Below are 18,553 nucleotides of genomic sequence, written 5' to 3' on the forward strand. Positions count from 1 at the left end.
TCCTGCTCATTTTTACTAAAGTGTTTTTTACTCATATGCTCGCCCCCACTATTCTCTCTAGTATACAAAAAGGTACCCATACGCTAAACACTTTTTTTAAAGTGTCCAGTGTATGGGTACCAGTTTAGATGGGAGTATTTCTTTTTTGGTTTCCATTGACATGTTATTTCCTCCTAAAGATGATTTTGATCAACCGGAGGGGTCCTTGATACAAAGAAAAGACCGCATCTATAAAAGAGGCGGTCTCTGAGTATACAAAGAGATCTTGAGTTCCTCCGCTGGCATTATCCAGATCAGGTTTAACGGTCGATAGTAATAGACTATCCTCTCAGCCTGGCTTCACCAAGCTCCCGTGACTATGCACTTATTCATTAAATCTACACCTTTTCTTCTCTTTTTGCAATCGTTACTCTGGTTAGACATATGTACAAAAACAATTATTTTGTGAAGTAGTTCTTATGGAGCTATCGTTACCCGTTATAGCTACTTTTAAAAATACTAATGAAATAATCTTCTTCAGTGAAGTCAGTGAAGATTTTCCTGAGCCTCCAGAACCTATAAGTATTATTTTTTTTCATTAAAACCCTCGTTAGTGAAAGAATTACTTTGTGAACACCTAATTCCATATATTTCGGGAAAATCCTTCTTTCACATTCTTCCCGTTAGCTGAGCGAGTACCGACAACATAAGTTTGCCTAATATATATTAGGTCACTCTGTCGGGAATGTAATAAGGTTCTAGTCATTTATCGGAAATGTAATAAGGTTCTTGACATCGACTGATGACAAGAACCTTATTACATAGCTTAAAAAAGCCGCATTTTAGGCGACTTTTAATGTAACAATGATGTTGACTTCTGACAGCCATCAATGCGTTCATCCTTTTCATAAGCTGAAATAATGCACCAATTTTTCAAATCCCACTGATCTAACCATCTCTCTGGACTATCGTCTGCATCAAAGTCTACAACGTAAGGTTCCTCGACTTTTACTTCATGCAATACTACATATTTTATTTTTTCGCAATTAATTTCTGAAAGTTCAAAACTAGTAATCTCCATATTATTCACTTCCGTCTTTATTCAGGTTTTAAATGTTTGTGCTTTGCGGGGATTTCTTATAACGTCTTATTTGCGAACTTCGTAATTTAATCTATATTTAGTAGTATTTGCGAACTTCGGGAATATCCCGATTTGTGTTGTTTTTCTGTAGGACTAGGGAAATATTTACGGATCGTGATGTTTCATTTCTCCATCAAGTCCCTCCTTTCATTATACTAGGTGTTGTAAATGTTGGAAATTAAAAAGGAGAATCAATAAGTCTCCCTTCTAACAGAGACCAGCCGAAAAATTCCACATTGTCTCCATTCATATTCCCGATACTATTGTGATTTTTAGTTCATGCGACAAGGGACTTACCAGTTGAAGTGGTGTCAGTTCTTGAAACCCTTTATGGCGTGAAATCTGTGAAGGAGATAGTCAGAACGAATTGATTTGGCTGACGAGTTATTTGATAAGCCTGTTATCGAGGTTGACAAATTACTATTAACATCCTTTCATATGAAGCCCTTGTCCTTCTTTGGGAACTTCATAGTCCATAACAACAGGTAACTTAATTGAATAGCCCGGTCTGGATTCAAAAGCTTCACCGTCTCTCCAAGTTCCTTTAACTGTATTAATGCCCATAATCAGTTGCTGTTCTGTTAAATACACAAGCATCTTAGCACCTATAGGTTCATGCAAAGTAATGACTACATCGCTTTTATCTATATTTAATAACTGGGACAACTGGATCACGACCTCTAAAAGCAATTTTTCTTTGGTTTCTTGCTTTCGACCTGGAAACATTAATATTTCAACAAATGTCTTGTTTTCAGACCAACCTGGAGGCATAAACCAATTATCCTCGCTTATTTCAAAAAACTTAACAGGTCCATCTTCGATAGGCGTTTTGATTACATCTTGCATAATAGTTCTCATTGTACTAGCAATAACCAGCTTGTTTATATCCCCACGCTTTTTTAGGTATATTTTAACAAAAGGCATAATGTTCGGCTTCGGTACGGCCACAATCCCTATGCCATAAGTGTCTGCGATTGAAGTTGCAAGCACCGAGCCTTTCCTTGCCACCTCATTGCGATATGTAGAATACACGCGCGCGGAGAGGGGCGTGATTTGTTCGTTGTTATCTATAACCGACGACTTATCTGCCCGTTCCGAATACGCTCCACGATGGACTCCAAACGAGTGTTCCCTCTCGTAAAATCGCCGATCAAATCCAGGTTTAAGGCGATATCCGTCCATGTCTCTACTACATAGTCGTCCTCCACCCACTTTCCCAGCACCTCACGGCTCCAAGAGCGCATTTCCTCCACAAGAATGGGTACAGTTTCAATGGCTTCCACAGGACCCAGCTTTCCTCCTATTAATGCAGCAAAGACTACCGATATCAGTCGGCAGTCAATAGCTGTTATAAATTAAATTGTAAAAATAATACTACTTATTTACAGTATCTGTCAATGAACAATTTGTATTAACCTGCCACTTCAACGAACAACGGTAGCCGAACACGTGGCCGGCTGCCGTCTATTCGTTGTGTCAGTACAACTATCGTTTACCGTTACTTTAATCAACTAAGTCCTGCGGAACTTAGTTTGTTATCGGCCATACTTACGTTGTAAACTGACTGCTCAGGACTTCTGCTTAACTACACGGAGCATCTCATCCATCTTCCCTGCGTGGAATGATTCATGAACAATAACAAACCCTGCACACTCGCCATAGCTTGCGAAACCGAAGTACGGAGGATCCAGAAGTACGTCGAATTTCTCCGGTGGAATGACAAGGAAGCGTTCTTGCTGCCTTTTCAACAGCGAAATTAGCTCGTTTATAGTAGGGGGTTGGTCAATCCAATCCCTTGGCTTCGATCCCGAATCGAACCACCCTGTGAATGCTGAAGGAAGAGACGCAGAGGGGAAAGGAACTTGAAACAACATACGCTCCGCCACAGTGAGGATATGCCCTAGATGCCAACGGATCGTGTTACTGAACTCATCCAATTGAACATCAGCAAGTTCTACGGGGCACGATTCAGCGATATCGAGGCACCAATCCCTCGCCATGTCTAATTGAAAACTGATAGGATGATTCATGAAATACCCCCTCAAATTGTCCACCTTTTAATGTTTGGGAATTTACATACGTATACCGTTTTAATATTACCATATGTAACCTTTTGTGGTTTCTCATAGATTGCGAAGATTCAAGCTCTACTGCCCGTTAGCTGAGAAGAGCTAAGAAAAACCGTCCGAAGAGCATGAACTGCACCTCCAACTGTTAGATGATGTCTAACAATTGGGGTGCAGTTCACTTCGGACGGTTTTTCTTACTTTATAATGAAGTCAATACGTGAGAGTAGATGTCGGGTTGAGCTTTCGTACCCGTCACCCCTACATGCGGTGACGGGTATAACTAAGACTTGTCCGATAACCGGTTCAAGATTGCAGATTTTGAAACATTCATTGGTTAAATCTTGAGTTGGACTATTTATTAGAACTTTCTTACCATGCTGGTTAAACGTTCAACTTGTTCAGGATCATAATGTGAAAAGAACAAAGTTTCTCCACTATCTAAAGCTGCAATGGCATCCATATCCTCATTTGTTAATTCAAAATCAAATACATCAATATTCTGTTTCATTCTTTCCTTATTCACCGTTTTAGGAATCACTGATACACCAATTTGAATCAAGTATCTCAAAGCAACTTGAGAACTGGATTTATTGTATTTATCTCCAATTGCGTTTAATGTTTCATTACTAAATAAGTTGTTTTTTCCTTGCGCAAAAGGTGCCCAGGCCTGAATTTGCACTCCATTTTTCTTCATAATTTCTCGAGCCTTTTCTTGTTGATTAAATACATGTGTTTCAACCTGATTTACTGCTGGAACAACTTCATTGAATTTAATCAGGTCGATTAATCTGTCCGGATAGAAATTACTTACACCTATTGCTCTCAATTTTCCTTCTTTATTTAGTTCTTCCATTGCACGATAAGTTCCATAGTAATCATTAAACGGCTGATGAATTAATAATAAATCTACATAATCAAGCTGAAGTCTTTCTAAAGATCCTTCGATAGATTTTTTTGCATTTTCATATCCATAAGTGGAAATCCAGATCTTTGTAGTAATGAATAATTCCTCTCTTGGAACCCCGCATTTTCTAATAGCTTTTCCTACAGCCGCTTCATTGCCGTAGCCCTGAGCAGTATCGATTAAGCGGTAACCTACCTCTATTGCATCCAGTACACACCTTTCACATTGTTCATGATCTGGAATTTGGAACACCCCATATCCCAAAATTGGCATTTTCACACCATTGTTTAATTCTACGTATTTCATACCGATTTCTCCTTTATTAATATTTGTTTTTTACTTAATCACGAATAAAATTTTGTCATTGGACCTGTTAAGTCTTCAAGCGTCTCAACATTACATTCTTTTTTGCACTGAATACAATTTGCCATATTATTTGCTATTTCTCAAAAGTACTTAGACCTTCTGAGTTAGACAAATACGGTTACATCCAGCAAAACACAATGGGTCTGGTTGCTTTGTAAACTTAGAGAATTGGCAACAACTTATAGCCACGCATCGCTCGCACCTCTAATTCCCTTGTCCAGCTCCATGTCTGCCCTTTTCGGCATTGTTATACCTGCACATCATATTATTTCGACATTCTTATTATGCAACAAAAAAATAAGAAACCCTTAGCCTATTTCTCTCAAATTATTGTCTAATCCTCTCAAAACTACTCACGCCATCGATAAATATGCATTACACCGTACTCATTTAAAAGTGTTGTTCCTATTCCGCTTGTGGAGAACGGTTACGGCAATATGAATCTCAGGGCTGAGCAGGCAAGATTGAGGAACACGAACCTATTAATCCGCTGTAAACCTGTAATTATCAATAGTGATCATGGTTTATCCAAATAACAATCTCCTGGAATCAGAAATTAAAATATTATGTTTAATAGAACGATGGTTTCGACCAATTCGTATTGGGCTCACTGACACCGATACTAGTCTTTGCATAATCAGCAGGGTTTTCGATGACATCGACGATTAGTTGTGCCACAGCTTCTCTGGTAACTTGGGCTCCCAGTGCCCACCATACGTTCATTCCATTTACCAAATGCTCCTGGTACCTCGCCATAAATCCCTAAATTAGACGCCACAATTAAAATGTTTACGTTGCAATCCTCCATTGCTTCCACAACTGTTTTAACGCCTAATGTGGTATTTACATCATTAAGATATACAGCATCCACCCCTTCAAGAGCCTTCTTAACAAGATTGATATCGCTATAATCTCCGTCTATTATTTGTTCTCTGCTAGGATCGGAAATTTTGATTCGTTTTGAACCATGACGGGCACGTGCAATATGGAAGCGGCTCGCCGTTCTGTACCGCTTTTTCGTTTCCGGACGCGTCTAGATACGATTTACAGTTGTGTATTTCACACCATCGGTATAATATCAGAAAAGTCTATAATCTCACAGTCCACCTTCCATTGGTATCGTATCGATTCCTTTTGTACATCCAGAAAATACGATAGCGAAGCATATATATGACATTTCATCATGTATTCCTTAGTTCTTTATCCGTCACAGCATGAGTTTTTTGCTTCTGTATAAATTTCACAGCATAATGAGTCCCACAGACATAGATTCCCATTATAGTTAGGTAATCAGTTAAAAAGGTAATACTGGATTCATTGAAATTCCAGGATCCGAATGGATCGTAAACAAAGAGCTTGGAGCCTAAATTTCTTTCAAGTATATTTCTTCTCTCTTTAGGGACGCAAGTCGGTCAGTTTTCATTGACCAGTATTCTTTTAGCAATTCACTTACAGGTTGCTCTTCTTTTGGGTTTAACAATTTTAGTAATCCAGCCAACGAATCATACGCAATTAGTAACAATTCGTCATCCTCAAATATTATTTTAAGCCCGATATCACAATCAACCATCCATTTATCGCTATTATTCTGCCAAGTTGCTATATCCCTAAGAATGATAATGTCCTTTATACTTTTCCCAGTATAGGCTTCCTTGTAATTGGAAACAGCTGTTGAAACTTGTTCGATTTTAAGCTTAGGGTATTCATCACCATCGGATTCATTAGTAGGTATGTTTCTAATAATTAGCTTACTGACAGGACTATCAATAAGAACACTTAAAACAAATTCACCAGCATCATCGACTAACATATTGATTAATAGAGTACCTCTTAAACTTTTTAGCATATCAATTTGCTCTACACTTATTTGATTCTTAATAATGTGTTGCACTTTTAGCCTCCTCGTTATTCTGTAAAGTGTATTTTTTGCTGTTTAAAAGTGCTGCCGCCGTTAATATCAACCGCAGGCCACTTGTCAGGAGAGTTGGAAATAGGTCTATAGGTCACTGCTGTACCGTCTTCCAAGCAAAGGGCAAAAAAACCCCAATACGAGGGATAGTCACATTATGGTAACTGTTCTGTTATCCTTTGATTGCACCGTGTTTTATAGGATCAAAACCATCAGGCCAAACTGTAAATTCATTATAAAGACCCTTGTAAAATAGATTCCTCTATTCTCTCACAAAGCATAACAGTATTATAGTGCTTAGCACCTGAAAAATCAGCATTCCAGACATCAGCTCCTGTTAGATCAGAAAATGATAAATCAGCTTCCGTCAAGTCTGCTCCATTTAGTTTAGAATCAACCAATAATGCGTTTTGTAAATGATTTTTGTAAATGCGACACCATTAACAACTCATTAGATAAATCAGATTTGTCAAGTATAGAAATATTCAATTTCTGCTCCACGTAGATTAGTACCTACTAAAGTTGATCCACTTAGATCTTCATGGCTGAGAATAGCCCTGTGCAAATCCATACCATTAAGGTTTACGAATTGAAAAGTTTCCGAGTTAATCTTTACATCCCCGTTTGCATGAGTTCTAATAATCACCATTTTCATTTACACCGATCTACTGGATCAATCTTTACATCATTCCAATCTCTAAAATCTACTGGCCTGGCACCATTTGAAGGAACTGTGCCAATGGGTATGCCAACTGTATGCCAACTAGCCTACTTGCAATGTATCTGTGATATCCATCAACTAATACATTACCATCATCTTTTATAGATGGAGGTGTAATCTCTCCATTCGCTAATCTTTCTGCATATCGTTGGACAACTGGTAAAGATACACCCGATTGCTGCGCATGTAAAGGTGCACCCTGCATTGCTTCTCTAATAGCTTGCTCAGTTAACGGAGTTCCTGGTATCCAAGAACTTTGTACAGTTTCACCATTTTGAACCATAGGTTGTTGAGACACCGTAATTTCTGGAGTCACCATAGGATTCGCAATTACTGTTGGTGTATTATCCTGAAATGTCCTCTGTGTAACTGTTAAAGACTGCGGCTGCATAGGCGTAATCGTAATATTAGGTCCTGGCTCTACCGTTGGCTCCTGTGGAATGACAATCGGATCGGCAATAGGGGAATTTGCGATAGCTATCATTCCTCCGACTACTGCAACCGCTCCTACGACCGCAATATAGGTTTCAGCAATACAAGCATCCCCAAACACAATCAACAGTATCCTGTGAAATGAACCGCCCCACCGTAGGGTCATAACCGCGCCCTAAGGTAGATCAATCCGCTCTCATCATCCTGCGGCTCACCTGTATAACGGTACGGATTGTTCATCCCCTCCGTCTTGCTCAGCACATTACCCCAAATGTTTCTATTGAAAACCCCGCTTTCATTACCTACGTGTTTTTACATTATTTTAGCCAGGTGTTTCCTACAACCGAATAAAAAAAGAATGACGTTTGCTCCATAAGAAACATTCGTCATTCTCGCTTTATTTTCCTTTTTGTGGAACTGTGCGATGTTTGGGACCTATTCGGCGTCAAAATCGGCTGTTCATACAGTGACACTTGCCTTTGCCTTTTCGCTTGAATCGACAAACATCAAGGTTAATGCGGCATGTCCAGGCTTAACATCGACTGCACTCAATAATTTTGCTGGTACTCGTAGTGTTGAACAAGGAGCGCGTGAAGCGGTCCGGCTTGCGATGATTGGTGCTCACGGTCCAACAGGGATGAGGATGGACCCATCGCGTGGTAATTATAGTTGATACACATATATTTAACAGCTTAAGGGGGACTTCATAATGTGTGTTTTCGTAACAGGAGCAACAGGTTACATCGGTTCCACTGTCGTTCGCGAACTCATTGATGGGGGTCATCAGGTCGTCGGTCTTGTGCGCTCAGACAATAGCGCTGCGAAACTAAAAGAGGCCGGGGCCGAAGTGCACCGCGGCGACATCGACGATCTCGACAGTCTTCGTAGTGGTGCGGTTGCTGCGGATGGCGTCATTCATCTGGCATTCAATCACGACATCTCAAACTTCGCCGGGTCTCTCACAGCAGATCTGCACGCCGTCGAAGCGATGGGAGCTGAACTGGAAGGTTCAGGTAAGCCGTTGCGGCGGCGGAAAACGTAGTGTTATCGCTTGCTGAGCGCGGGTGCGGACATCGATCATAGAGCTTTGTCCTTCCGTACACGGTGAGGGTGACACTGGATTTGTGCCGAGACTGATCAACATTGCCAAAACGAAAGGCTTATCGGCCTATGTAAGGATATTGTCGTGGATATCATAGGTTTGGCGGAGCCAAACCTATAATAAATACGTATCTTTTCTCCACCAAATAAAAGACGGCGGACGTAATCAAATACAGTATTATACCATCTGATACCGCCAATTCGATTGTTTACTTGGGGTCGGCAGCCAATAGTTTTGTTAAGGGAGAAGAGATCCGTGTTACAGACGGAAATTGAGCGGCATCTTCTTTGAAATATTACATATATGACCATCTACTATACGGTTGGTGTCAGCTTCGCTGGTACTACCCATATTCAGCATAACTGCCCCGTTAGCGGAGCACTCACACGGCAACCCTTCTGGTGTTCAGATCTCGTATCCTTTAGTTTAGTCGTCCGAGTTGGAAATAGTGCCATACTAGAAAAATACATAAAACAGTAACTACAAAGAAGATAACAGAGATTTGACGGTTCCTCCGCATTTTGATTCCGTATGAACAAAAGAAGATTGCGGCCGCTAACTTGGCAATGCTTTGATAATATGCATGATTCGAAAACAATGAACTGCTAAAAAGAATAGAAGTAAGTAAAGTTAGAGAAACCAAAACTTTAAACCAGAGAGGTTCCCTTAAAAATTGTCTGTACATGATTTTTATTAATTGCATGACATCCTTGTCCTTTACGTGTTCTTTTTTATTCCTATTTTATCATATAAAGAACCGATAATGAGAATTCGTAAACTGCCCGTTACTTCAATGCAGAAAGGGAACAGCTGTCGCAACGGTCTGCTCCCTTGGTACGTTCAATTATCGTTTTTCGTTTGTTTAATCAGTAAGACTTACACGTCTTAGTAGAAACGTTCCATAACAATATAATCTTTGCCGCTTTTACTAAAGGTAGCGTCAGTTTTAGAAAGTCCGGATTTCTCATAAAACGTTACTTTTTCGATTCTTGCATTGCAATAAATCCGCTTAACGCTTAGGCGCTCTGCTTCGCTGAGTACATAATTCAGGAGTTTACTTCCATAGCCTTTATTTTGATGACTGGATAGCGTAGCAAGTTTTCTAAACTGTGCTTGAACTCCTTGAATGAAGATCGACACCACTGAGATAAGCTCCTCCCCTTCAAAAAGTCCATAGTGAGTACCCTCGTCGTCATTTTTAAGCTTTATAAAATCGAAATCCTTCTCCGGCCACATTACCTTATGACGCAATTGCCAAGTTTGTTCTTTCTCAATAATCCTAATTTCCAAGTTATATCAAACCTTTCATACTCTCTATTTTATCACATATAGACAATCCATTATGCTGCCCGTTAGCTGAGCGAGTACCGACAACATAAGTTTGCATAATATATATTAGGTCACTCTTTCGGGAATGTAATAAGGTTCTTGACAGCTACCGATGACAAGAACCTTATTACATAACTAAAAAAGCCGCAATTTAAGCGACTTTTAATGTAACAACGATGTTGACTTCCGGCAAGAGAAAAATCTTGAGAACTATTAGCTGGTTTAGCTTAGTCCCCTAAAATTGCAAACGGTACCTGAATTCATCAGTGCTATAGGTTTGGATCGCACACAAGGATATGTGCTGAAAAAAGACATAGACGGTGAGCAACCAAAATCACCCGAGGAAGCGATATTCGCTGGGCGAGCATTGAACCCAGTGGCGGAACACAGGAGTAAGCCTTTTATTAATTAGCCATAGCAAAAGACGACTCCCATTCACACTTGCTGAGTATGCGATGTCGGGATTAATTGAATTGACGAAAAATGCCGCTGGATATCGTTTAATATTTCGATGCCCGAGCATCAAGAAAAATGCTTAAATTGCGGAAGCCAATCCCTGTTAGCCGCAAACATTTCGTCAACCATAGATTTAATCTCCGCCAAGCTAAGCACAGCAGACGTAAGCGGGTCGAAACAAATGGCATGGAATATTTTACGTGGATCCCCGGTAAGAGCTCCTTCGACAGCCAACTCTTCGCATCTTGCGCTGATATTTACGAGCAAAGCCAACTGATCCGGCAGCGGGCCCATATGAATCGGACTGAATCCTTGTCTGGAGGCTAACACAGGCACCTCCACACAAGCGCCTGGCGGAACGTTGTCAATTAATCCTAAGTTTCGAACGTTACCATTAAATTGAAATAAAGTGCCATCCCCAAAAACTGCATTAAAGATGTAGGACGCGTATTCATTACCCCGACCAAGATCGATCGGGCTATCGCGCCATTCGATCAACCTATTTTTCCAATCACTCCGTCTCTTCTCCACGTTCTTGATGGGAAGCGCGTGTTCACCCGGGTTCCAGCCTGTGCCATGGGTACAGTATTTCTCGATCAGATCGGGACGTTTGCGGAACCAGGCATTATACTCAGAATTATGCCCGCTCGATTCAGTTACATAATAGTCTAAATGAAGAAACATTTCATTTCTGACCTGTTCCTCGTTATATATTTCCGGTTTATTTAAAATCGCATCGCGAATTAAGGGTATGGCATCTTTGCCATTCCACTTATATTCCAAATAGAAGGCCTGATGATTGATTCCAGCGCATTTATAAGTAATCTCCCCCATAGGGGCTCCGATCCATTTGGCCAGCATGGCGGCAGTCCCTTGTACGCTGTGACATAAGCCAGTGACATTGACTTTCGTTTCACCCTGCATCGCCCTGCACAGCATAGCCATTGGATTGCTGTAGTTCAGAAATACGGCATCTGGACAATAGCGTTCGATATCCCGGCAAATATCCAGCATGACGGGTACTGTGCGCAGAAACCGGAAAATGCCCGCTGGCCCCCGAGTATCGCCAATGTTAATGTCGACTCCATATTTTTTGGGAATTTCCATATCTGTCCTCCACACAGGCAAATCGGCAACAAGAATGGTACAGACAACGCCGTTCGCATCGGTTAACGCTTTTGCCCTGTCCATTGTCGCTTCTACCTTGGCAGGGTAACTGCCTGCTGCAATAATGTTTTCCACTGCCTGCTTTGCATAGCCAAGACGTTCTTCATCAACGTCCAATAAAGTGAGAGTACAATCCTCAAAGGCCGGGAATGTAAGCAGGTCCCTCACCAAATTTTTGGTAAACACAAGACTGCCCGCGCCTATAAAAGTAATTTTCGACATAAGAACAATCATCCTCCTTATACGATACGTATCCCTAAATCAAGATTATATAAGTTTATAAAGGCCGCCTTATGCTTAGTCCTCCATCTACCGCAAGCATCTGACCTGTGATTTGATCAGCAAGGTCGGAGGCGAGAAATACCGCGGTATTGGCTATATCCGTTCCATTCTGCATTCTGCCTAATGGAATCGATCGGATCGATTCCTGCATTTTCTCGATGCCTGTTCCAAGCGTTTCCCAACGAGCTGTTTCTCCCTCCGATGCCACCCACCCGGGATGAATACAGTTTACCCGGATACGATGCTTGGATAGGGCATGGGCCAAGTTGCGAGTCAACGTTATCAAACCTCCCTTGGAGACGGCATACGCCAGTGTATTATCTTCTCCTTTGGAGGAATGCAGCGATCCGATGTTAATAATAATTCCTTTTTCCCGTTCGATCATAAGTGGAGCGACAGCTTGACACATGAGATAAACACCCTTTAGGTTAATCCCTATCACAAGGTCCCACAAGGCCTCATTGGTACTTTGCAGGTCCCCTCTGGGAAAAATTCCCGCATTATTTACGAGCACATCGACACTGCCAAAATCTTCTTTAACAGACTGAATCATTCGCTTGATATCATCCGCTCGTGCAACATCGCATGTATAATGCCTTACCTCATGGCCGTCTTTTCTCCATTGCTCTGCCAGCGCTTCTCCTTGAATATCCACGTCAGCGATGGCAACCTTGGCTCCAAACGCCACAAATCTTGCTACGATGGAGGCGCCTATCCCTTTGGAGCCACCTGTAACGATAACCGTATTATTATATAATCCGGGGAATGGTTCATTCATTCGATATCGCCTCCGATTTTTCATAAGCAACTTGGGGCATTTGGATTGCCAGCTTGCCCCCGCTCACATCAATCATGGTTCCGGTTATGTAGTCCGCATAGTCAGAGGCTAGAAAGCAAATCAAATGTGCGACTTGATCCTTGGAGCCCCACCTTCTGAGAGTGAGCAGATCCAATAATCGTTCCTGGTCTTCATCCGATTTTTCAGCAAAATGATTCATATCTGTGGGAATCATGCCTGGGGCGTAGCAATTTACGGTTATATTCCATGGCCCCAGTTCGCCGGCCAACACTCTTGTGAACTGGCGTACCCCTGCCTTCGAAGCAGCATAGGCTGCACCGCCGTAACTTGGGATAATCGCCGCGAATGAAGCTGCGTTAATAATGCGTCCTGATTTTTGCTTTTTCATAACGGGACTTACTGCTTTACACATCAGATAGGTGCCTTTCAAATTAATATCCATGTTTAGGTCCCACAGCTCTTCCTGCAAATCAACAACCGGTCCGCCTCCTGCAACACCGGCATTATTAACCAATATATCCAAACGTCCATAGGTTTGAACTACCGATTCAACGACTTCCTGTATCCGTGTAAAGTCACGGACATCGCAAACATATTGCGACCCTTGAAATCCCAACTCATCAAACTCTTTTCTAATAGCTTCAATCGCAGCTTCATTAACATCCGTGATTACCATAATTACGCCTTCTGAAGCCAACATGACCGCAATTTCCCGACCGATGCCGCGACCGGCTCCTGTGACCAAAGCTACCTTACCTTTTAAATCAATGTGCATGAAATCAACCCCTATGATTAAAAGATTTATATTACTTTAGCATTATAATTTCGAATTAGTCCCTGCATATAGGCAATGCTGGCTAATAATTGATGATTTTCGTAAGCAATGATCAGGCTCTCAGGTTCGTTCTTCTCATGCGGAGTTCGCCAATCCGCTGACGGTTTAGCATTCGCTTGAACAAACCGCAGTATTGCTGCGAGATGTGATGCAGAGCGTGTCGGATACTCGGGCCAGAAGTCATCAGCCAACACCCGTGTATGGCGTGCTTCAAGCGCACCTACCTCGATGGATAGGGTCATATCTGGACAGCTTTGAGAGAACATCTCCATCAGAGCGGGGAAATCTACCACCCCTTGACCTATGGGACATCTAACAAGACGATAACCCTCTTCAGACAGATATATCCAATAATCCTTTAAATGAACATGCTTCAGGTGGGGAAGTATTCTTTTCGCGAAATCAACGGGCTCCTCAGCTGTCGCAAGGGGATTTCCGGTGTCCAGTGTAATTCCGAAATGAGGGGAGTCGATTTGTTCGCACAGCCAGAGCAGTTCCTCCGATGCCACATCTTGATGATTTTCCAGCGCGAGCGTGAGACTCCTTTGCTCGGCAGCGACAGTCGCTTTCGCCAAGCCTGACAGTACGTCCTGCATGAAGGATTGCCACCGCCCAACCATCGGTCGACGATCACCGCCATAACCTGCGCCTCCTACTACTGTGCGAACGGTAGCTGCCCCCAGTCTTTCGGCCATATCCATGGCCATCTTCAGCTTATCGGGATCATAACCGCCAGACGCAACCGTGATGTAAAGCTGATGACTCGCTGCATATTGTGCAAGCGATGGAATATCTTCTCCTTCCAATACCGCAAGCGGCATCTCCACTCCTTCCAGGCCAGCTTCTACAGCATACGACATCAGTCGTTTAGCTGTTATTATTGGCTGTCCCGATTTAGGATGGATGCCCATCATATAGGTCGTACCGAATACAGAAAGCCCCACTTTCATCTAGATCATCCTTCCTGAGGATCTTATTTTGCCGTCCATCCTCCATCTATAACCATGGAGGCACCGGTCATAAAGCTGGAGGCGCCTGAAGCCATATAAATAACTGCCCCTGCTATTTCTTCCGGATTGCCCCAACGCCCCAGTGCGATGTTATCCAAGAAGATTTTGTTAACCTCCGTATTGTTCATGACAACAGCATTTAACTCCGTTGCCATCGGACCGGGACAGAGGGCATTCACCGTTATGTTATAAGGAGCAAATTCCAGTGCAAGCACTTTAGTCAACTGCAGAAGCCCTCCTTTACTGGAGCAATAGGCGCTTCGCTCTGGGAGCGCAACACTTCCAAGCATAGAGGAAACGTTGATGATGCGCCCGTATCTCTGTTGTTTCATCTGTTTTGCCACAGCCCTCGTGCATAGGAACGGAGCCTTTAAATTAGTGTTTTGAACCTTATCCCACTCATCGTCCGCAAATTCCTCAATCGGCTTCCTAATATTAATTCCCGCGTTATTAATCAGGATGTCGATACGTCCAAATTCATCGATTACCGATTGAACCATAGAATTGACTTGAACGGTATCCGTAACGTCCGCCGTTAAGCCTAATGCCTTGTGTCCGCTGTATTCGGCGATTGCCTCTGCAGCTTCCAGCGCCTTGTTTCGATTGCGGCTCGATACCGCTATTGTGGCGCCAGCCCCCGCAAGAGCTTTGGCCATCACCATTCCCAGCCCTTGCGCTCCTCCAGTGATCAGTGCTACTTGACCATCCAACTTGAATATATCCAAGCTCAAAGGATCACCCCTTCGTTCGTTTTCATGGAATAGCTGTTATTTAAACTTAAGAATTGGAAAGCAGCTGGTTTTTACGACAATCTGATGGGTAACTGCCAAATGCTTGTATAAACAATTTAGTGAAATGCCTTGTGCTGTAATAACCGACCTGCTCCGCAACCTGCTTCACCTGAAGATTAGTGTTCATAAGCAGTTCTTTCGCCTTCAACATGCGAATACGAGTCAAATATTTCACAAACATCATGCCGGTTTTCTTATGGAATAACGTGCTTAAATAATTTGCCGAGACATTCAATTGCCCGGCAATTTGCCCGATACCGATTTCGTCCATATAATGCTTTTCGATATATTGGATCACTTGTTTCACCAGATCGACCGAGGTTTCTTTTGAACACGTGCCCTGCAGCCTCTTTTCCCCATATTGCCTAAGCTCTCTAATCATTTCCACATCTGTTGTTATTTCCTGCAAAACAAGTCCCAGAGTACAACCCATAAATATGCGTAATGAAGATTGTTCTTTTTTCGCATTGAACCAATCCGACTTTTGCAGCAGGACTTCCAATTCATTAACCCCATGCTGATAGCTTAAATACATTCCGTCCTGAAGGTGATGTCCGATGGCGCATAACAATCGAGATGCTTCTACCTTTTGAGGCGTTACCGCTTCTTTAATCAACTCCACATATTCGATACTTTGACCGATACCACAAACAGATCGCAGATCTCCCCATTGCTGCAGCTGCTGGAGCCGTCTGTTTACCTCCTCAAAGCCTTGGCATTCACCTGTTCGCAGTACGGATATCAGCATCTCCTCACTTCTGTATCTGTCATTTATAATTTGTTCCATTTCGCTGAAACAATCGTAAATAGGCTGTTTCCCAGACTGACCATTGCTCGTGTCCCAAGCACCTACAGCAGCTAATTCTCCATTCGGCAGCGCCAACAAAGCCAAGTTCATACCAAAAACAAGGTGCTTCTCCATGCATTCATGAAGCTCTGCATAAAACTCTCGTTGGACATCAGCCACCCAACTGACAGGTTGAGCGGTGTCTAAATAAAACGTCCAACCAATAAACCTGCCTTGATAGTATAAACTGTCCCGCGCTTCATGTTTGAGTGAGGTGAGTCCATTGCATAAGGCAAATAAGCTGTTTTCAAATTGTTGATTCAGCAAGCAAATATATTCTTTATTATCTTTATATACAAGCTGCAGTGTCTTTTCCAATTCGATAGGATCAACAGGCTTTAATAAATATTCGGAAACGCCCAGTTTCATTGCCTGCTGCGCATAAGCAAAGTCGGAATAGCCGCTTAATATTACCCATTTCGTCTGAGGTGAGATTATTTTGCCAATTCGAATCGCATCTATGCCTTGCAGCTTGGGCATGCGGATGTCTACAATAGCAATGTTGGGCTTATGCTCAGCGAGCATTTCCAACAGTTCCTCGCCGTTGGTCGCTTCACTAACAATTTGCCAGGACGCCTCCATATCTTTGATCATGCTGGATAAGCTGGCACGTATTAGGCTTTCGTCATCAGCAATGATCATCTTCACTGTCTCTTCACATCCTTCAATGGGAATTGAATCACAACGAGTGTACCTTGGCCTTTCGCAGCAGCTATGATGATCTTCGATCCTTCGTGAGCAGCACGCAATCGCGCTCGAACATTCGTTATTCCCACGCCTTCCTGTTCTGTCTCTAGATCGTAACCGACTCCATTGTCGGCTATACGAATTTCCAACCATTCTCCGCTGCCGTCCGGTATAGTCATATTTGACGCCTCTATCGTTAGCTGACAACCCTGTTCACTTGGTTCAACACCGTGTAAGATAGCGTTTTCAACAAAGGGTTGCAGCAGCAATTTAGGAACCGGTATGTGGACTGTATCTGGGCCGTAATCTATTCTAACCTCCAATTTATCGGCAAATCGAATTTGCTGCAGCTCGCAGTACTTGGTTACAAAATCCATTTCTTCTTTTAAAATCACCCAATCATTATGATTCAACGTATAGCGCATCATCCCGCTTAATGACAAGATAGCTCTTTCCAGCAGCCCACTTTGACCCGTACGATTCAATCCGATGAATCCATTTAAGGTGTTATATAAAAAATGCGGTTGTATTTGTGATTGCAGTGCCCGATATTCAGCGTTCCGCTGCCCAAGCGCAGCGCGAAATTCACGATCTATCAGCTCACCAAGCTGAGATATCATAGTATTTAAGTTGTTACCCAACTGAGCAACCTCATCGTTGCCGCGCACGGAATAAAAAGTATCCAGATTGCCGCGCTGAACCTTTTTCATCACCTTAATCATTTGCTTAAACGGCGTCAGTATCCAGTGTGAAATAGTAAAATACAACAGCAGCGCAATGATCAGTCCGCAGGCCGCAAACAAAAAGCCTATCCAATAAATGGTTTGAAGCTGCTTTCTGATGATCGATTCAGGAAAGAGCACCGCGACGCTCCAGTTAGAACGGCTCACCGTTTCGTTCACAACAGAATAGCTCTCGTTCGTGTCTATCACGATAGATGTATCAGTCGCCAATTGGCTTTGAAGTTTGGCGCTTAAGGGTTGACTGGCGTAGATCAACTTCCCCTTATCATCGAGAATTACCGCAATGGATCCGTCTTTAAGCCGTATCCCGCGCATCATTGTTTCCAATGCCGCTGTATCCGCATCAGCCATAATTACACCGAGCGGACGCTGCGAATCGGGATCCTTGATCAAACGGGCAACGGAGAACACCTCAGCACCCGCTCCTTCCAAATAATTTTGCACGTGAAAACTGACGAAAGCGACCTTTCCATCTGCCTTTAGAGCCTGAATGTACCAATCTTGCTTCTCGAAGGGATATCCCTCAACGACCTTGTTCACATAACCGCTCGGGGACGTAATATAGATGGAGTTATCCATAGGAAGAAGGATTGTCCCCAGTATGTCTTTACGTGTATTTTTCAAAAACTTGGGTAAAGTGTTCGACAATGCTTGTTCTGCTTCATATTGTTCGTAAGGTGTTAAAAATTTCCGATTGGACGATTTCAACTTTAACGCTATCATCACATCATCATTCAGGTACGGCGTTATCGTCATACGATCTAAATCATCCAAATAGGTTTCGATATTATAAGTAAACGTGGTTAATGTATGTTCTATTTGCGTGGACTCTTGGCTAGTTAGAAGATTCTGGTAATATGAGGGAATGGCGATGACTATGACGACAGCAGGAAAAACAATCGTTGTTAAAAATAGCAGGATCAGCTTGAACCGGATTGATTGCCGCATCTCATCAAAACCTTCCTCCCTAACACCACCACATCC

20 protein-coding genes, 1 pseudogene and 1 riboswitch are annotated in these 18,553 nt (G+C 42.6%); of the genes and pseudogenes, 2 read left to right on the forward strand and 19 right to left on the reverse strand.

The annotated features are described in order from the left end of the window. Positions 1-253 precede the first annotated feature (253 nt). Positions 254-364: riboswitch (TPP riboswitch) on the reverse strand. A 468-nt stretch (positions 365-832) separates the two neighbouring features. From G9U52_RS36520 to G9U52_RS36565, 11 genes and pseudogenes are all read right to left on the reverse strand, one after another. Continuing rightward, complete coding sequence (locus tag G9U52_RS36520) at positions 833-1,069, reverse strand: hypothetical protein (protein WP_207953435.1); 237 nt, start codon at positions 1,067-1,069, stop codon at positions 833-835. Between the two features lie 474 nt (positions 1,070-1,543). Continuing rightward, on the reverse strand, positions 1,544-2,110 hold the full coding sequence (locus G9U52_RS40565; RefSeq protein WP_166157680.1) for a tautomerase family protein: 567 nt from the start codon (positions 2,108-2,110) through the stop codon (positions 1,544-1,546). Positions 2,111-2,187: 77 nt separating this feature from the next. After that, positions 2,188-2,403 carry a hypothetical protein gene (locus G9U52_RS36530; protein ID WP_166157683.1) on the reverse strand — a complete coding sequence of 72 codons (216 nt, stop codon included), beginning with the start codon at positions 2,401-2,403 and terminating at the stop codon, positions 2,188-2,190. Positions 2,404-2,688: 285 nt separating this feature from the next. Further along, positions 2,689-3,150 carry a DinB family protein gene (locus tag G9U52_RS36535; RefSeq protein ID WP_166157686.1) on the reverse strand — a complete coding sequence of 154 codons (462 nt, stop codon included), beginning with the start codon at positions 3,148-3,150 and terminating at the stop codon, positions 2,689-2,691. A gap of 397 nt (positions 3,151-3,547) precedes the next feature. Then, complete coding sequence (locus tag G9U52_RS36540) at positions 3,548-4,399, reverse strand: aldo/keto reductase (protein WP_166157689.1); 852 nt, start codon at positions 4,397-4,399, stop codon at positions 3,548-3,550. A gap of 630 nt (positions 4,400-5,029) precedes the next feature. Then, on the reverse strand, positions 5,030-5,182 hold the full coding sequence (locus tag G9U52_RS36545) for a saccharopine dehydrogenase (protein ID WP_166157692.1): 153 nt from the start codon (positions 5,180-5,182) through the stop codon (positions 5,030-5,032). Positions 5,183-5,219: 37 nt separating this feature from the next. Continuing rightward, positions 5,220-5,444, reverse strand: a pseudogene (locus tag G9U52_RS41995) (NAD(P)H-binding protein); the annotation flags it as partial. A gap of 378 nt (positions 5,445-5,822) precedes the next feature. After that, the gene (locus G9U52_RS36550) at positions 5,823-6,350 is read right to left on the reverse strand and encodes a hypothetical protein (RefSeq protein ID WP_166157695.1); all 528 of its coding nucleotides are present in this window, start codon (positions 6,348-6,350) and stop codon (positions 5,823-5,825) included. Positions 6,351-6,601: 251 nt separating this feature from the next. Then, positions 6,602-6,799 (reverse strand): pentapeptide repeat-containing protein, encoded by a 198-nt coding sequence (locus G9U52_RS40570; RefSeq protein ID WP_375790320.1) that lies wholly within the window; start codon positions 6,797-6,799, stop codon positions 6,602-6,604. A 38-nt stretch (positions 6,800-6,837) separates the two neighbouring features. After that, entirely contained in the window at positions 6,838-7,023 is a 186-nt protein-coding gene (locus G9U52_RS42000; protein WP_166157701.1) for a pentapeptide repeat-containing protein, read from the reverse strand. 49 nt (positions 7,024-7,072) lie between these two features. Next, a complete protein-coding gene (locus tag G9U52_RS36565; protein WP_166157704.1) occupies positions 7,073-7,687 on the reverse strand; it encodes a hypothetical protein in 615 nt (204 codons plus the stop codon). 258 nt (positions 7,688-7,945) lie between these two features. Here G9U52_RS36565 and G9U52_RS36570 point away from each other — a divergent pair, with 258 nt between their 5' ends. Continuing rightward, positions 7,946-8,194, forward strand: coding sequence for an SDR family NAD(P)-dependent oxidoreductase (locus G9U52_RS36570; protein WP_166157706.1), 249 nt, complete (start codon positions 7,946-7,948; stop codon positions 8,192-8,194). A 36-nt stretch (positions 8,195-8,230) separates the two neighbouring features. Further along, the gene (locus tag G9U52_RS36575; protein WP_243767773.1) at positions 8,231-8,563 is read left to right on the forward strand and encodes an NAD-dependent epimerase/dehydratase family protein; all 333 of its coding nucleotides are present in this window, start codon (positions 8,231-8,233) and stop codon (positions 8,561-8,563) included. Positions 8,564-9,508: 945 nt separating this feature from the next. Here G9U52_RS36575 and G9U52_RS36580 read toward each other — a convergent pair. From G9U52_RS36580 to G9U52_RS36615, 8 genes are all read right to left on the reverse strand, one after another. Then, on the reverse strand, positions 9,509-9,913 hold the full coding sequence (locus G9U52_RS36580) for a GNAT family N-acetyltransferase (RefSeq protein WP_243767774.1): 405 nt from the start codon (positions 9,911-9,913) through the stop codon (positions 9,509-9,511). 561 nt (positions 9,914-10,474) lie between these two features. Continuing rightward, complete coding sequence (gene melA / locus G9U52_RS36585) at positions 10,475-11,797, reverse strand: alpha-galactosidase (protein WP_166157709.1); 1,323 nt, start codon at positions 11,795-11,797, stop codon at positions 10,475-10,477. 55 nt (positions 11,798-11,852) lie between these two features. Continuing rightward, the gene (locus G9U52_RS36590) at positions 11,853-12,635 is read right to left on the reverse strand and encodes an SDR family NAD(P)-dependent oxidoreductase (RefSeq protein ID WP_166157712.1); all 783 of its coding nucleotides are present in this window, start codon (positions 12,633-12,635) and stop codon (positions 11,853-11,855) included. Beyond that, positions 12,628-13,431 (reverse strand): SDR family NAD(P)-dependent oxidoreductase, encoded by an 804-nt coding sequence (locus G9U52_RS36595; RefSeq protein ID WP_166157715.1) that lies wholly within the window; start codon positions 13,429-13,431, stop codon positions 12,628-12,630. Before G9U52_RS36595 ends, G9U52_RS36590 begins: the two co-directional genes overlap by 8 nt. Positions 13,432-13,457: 26 nt before the next feature. Then, positions 13,458-14,441 carry a sugar phosphate isomerase/epimerase family protein gene (locus G9U52_RS36600; protein WP_166157718.1) on the reverse strand — a complete coding sequence of 328 codons (984 nt, stop codon included), beginning with the start codon at positions 14,439-14,441 and terminating at the stop codon, positions 13,458-13,460. Positions 14,442-14,464: 23 nt separating this feature from the next. Beyond that, entirely contained in the window at positions 14,465-15,226 is a 762-nt protein-coding gene (locus tag G9U52_RS36605) for an SDR family NAD(P)-dependent oxidoreductase (RefSeq protein ID WP_207953436.1), read from the reverse strand. A gap of 52 nt (positions 15,227-15,278) precedes the next feature. Further along, a complete protein-coding gene (locus tag G9U52_RS36610; protein WP_243767777.1) occupies positions 15,279-16,781 on the reverse strand; it encodes a response regulator transcription factor in 1,503 nt (500 codons plus the stop codon). A gap of 2 nt (positions 16,782-16,783) precedes the next feature. Then, the gene (locus tag G9U52_RS36615) at positions 16,784-18,517 is read right to left on the reverse strand and encodes a cache domain-containing sensor histidine kinase (protein WP_166157728.1); all 1,734 of its coding nucleotides are present in this window, start codon (positions 18,515-18,517) and stop codon (positions 16,784-16,786) included. Positions 18,518-18,553 lie beyond the last annotated feature (36 nt).

Source organism: Paenibacillus agricola (assembly GCF_011440305.1).
Taxonomy (GTDB): domain Bacteria; phylum Bacillota; class Bacilli; order Paenibacillales; family NBRC-103111; genus Paenibacillus_S; species Paenibacillus_S agricola.

Bases quoted from the DNA above. Each gene is read 5' to 3' on its own strand.
- G9U52_RS36535 (WP_166157686.1), bottom strand. From the start codon at position 3,150: ATGAATCATCCTATCAGTTTTCAATTAGACATGGCGAGGGATTGGTGC.
- G9U52_RS36540 (WP_166157689.1), bottom strand. From the start codon at position 4,399: ATGAAATACGTAGAATTAAACAATGGTGTGAAAATGCCAATTTTGGGA.
- G9U52_RS36545 (WP_166157692.1), bottom strand. From the start codon at position 5,182: ATGAACGTATGGTGGGCACTGGGAGCCCAAGTTACCAGAGAAGCTGTG.
- G9U52_RS42000 (WP_166157701.1), bottom strand. From the start codon at position 7,023: ATGAAAATGGTGATTATTAGAACTCATGCAAACGGGGATGTAAAGATT.
- G9U52_RS36565 (WP_166157704.1), bottom strand. From the start codon at position 7,687: ATGACCCTACGGTGGGGCGGTTCATTTCACAGGATACTGTTGATTGTG.
- G9U52_RS36570 (WP_166157706.1), top strand. From the start codon at position 7,946: ATGTTTGGGACCTATTCGGCGTCAAAATCGGCTGTTCATACAGTGACA.
- G9U52_RS36575 (WP_243767773.1), top strand. From the start codon at position 8,231: ATGTGTGTTTTCGTAACAGGAGCAACAGGTTACATCGGTTCCACTGTC.
- melA (WP_166157709.1), bottom strand. From the start codon at position 11,797: ATGTCGAAAATTACTTTTATAGGCGCGGGCAGTCTTGTGTTTACCAAA.
- G9U52_RS36590 (WP_166157712.1), bottom strand. From the start codon at position 12,635: ATGAATGAACCATTCCCCGGATTATATAATAATACGGTTATCGTTACA.
- G9U52_RS36595 (WP_166157715.1), bottom strand. From the start codon at position 13,431: ATGCACATTGATTTAAAAGGTAAGGTAGCTTTGGTCACAGGAGCCGGT.
- G9U52_RS36600 (WP_166157718.1), bottom strand. From the start codon at position 14,441: ATGAAAGTGGGGCTTTCTGTATTCGGTACGACCTATATGATGGGCATC.
- G9U52_RS36610 (WP_243767777.1), bottom strand. From the start codon at position 16,781: ATGATCATTGCTGATGACGAAAGCCTAATACGTGCCAGCTTATCCAGC.
- G9U52_RS36615 (WP_166157728.1), bottom strand. From the start codon at position 18,517: ATGCGGCAATCAATCCGGTTCAAGCTGATCCTGCTATTTTTAACAACG.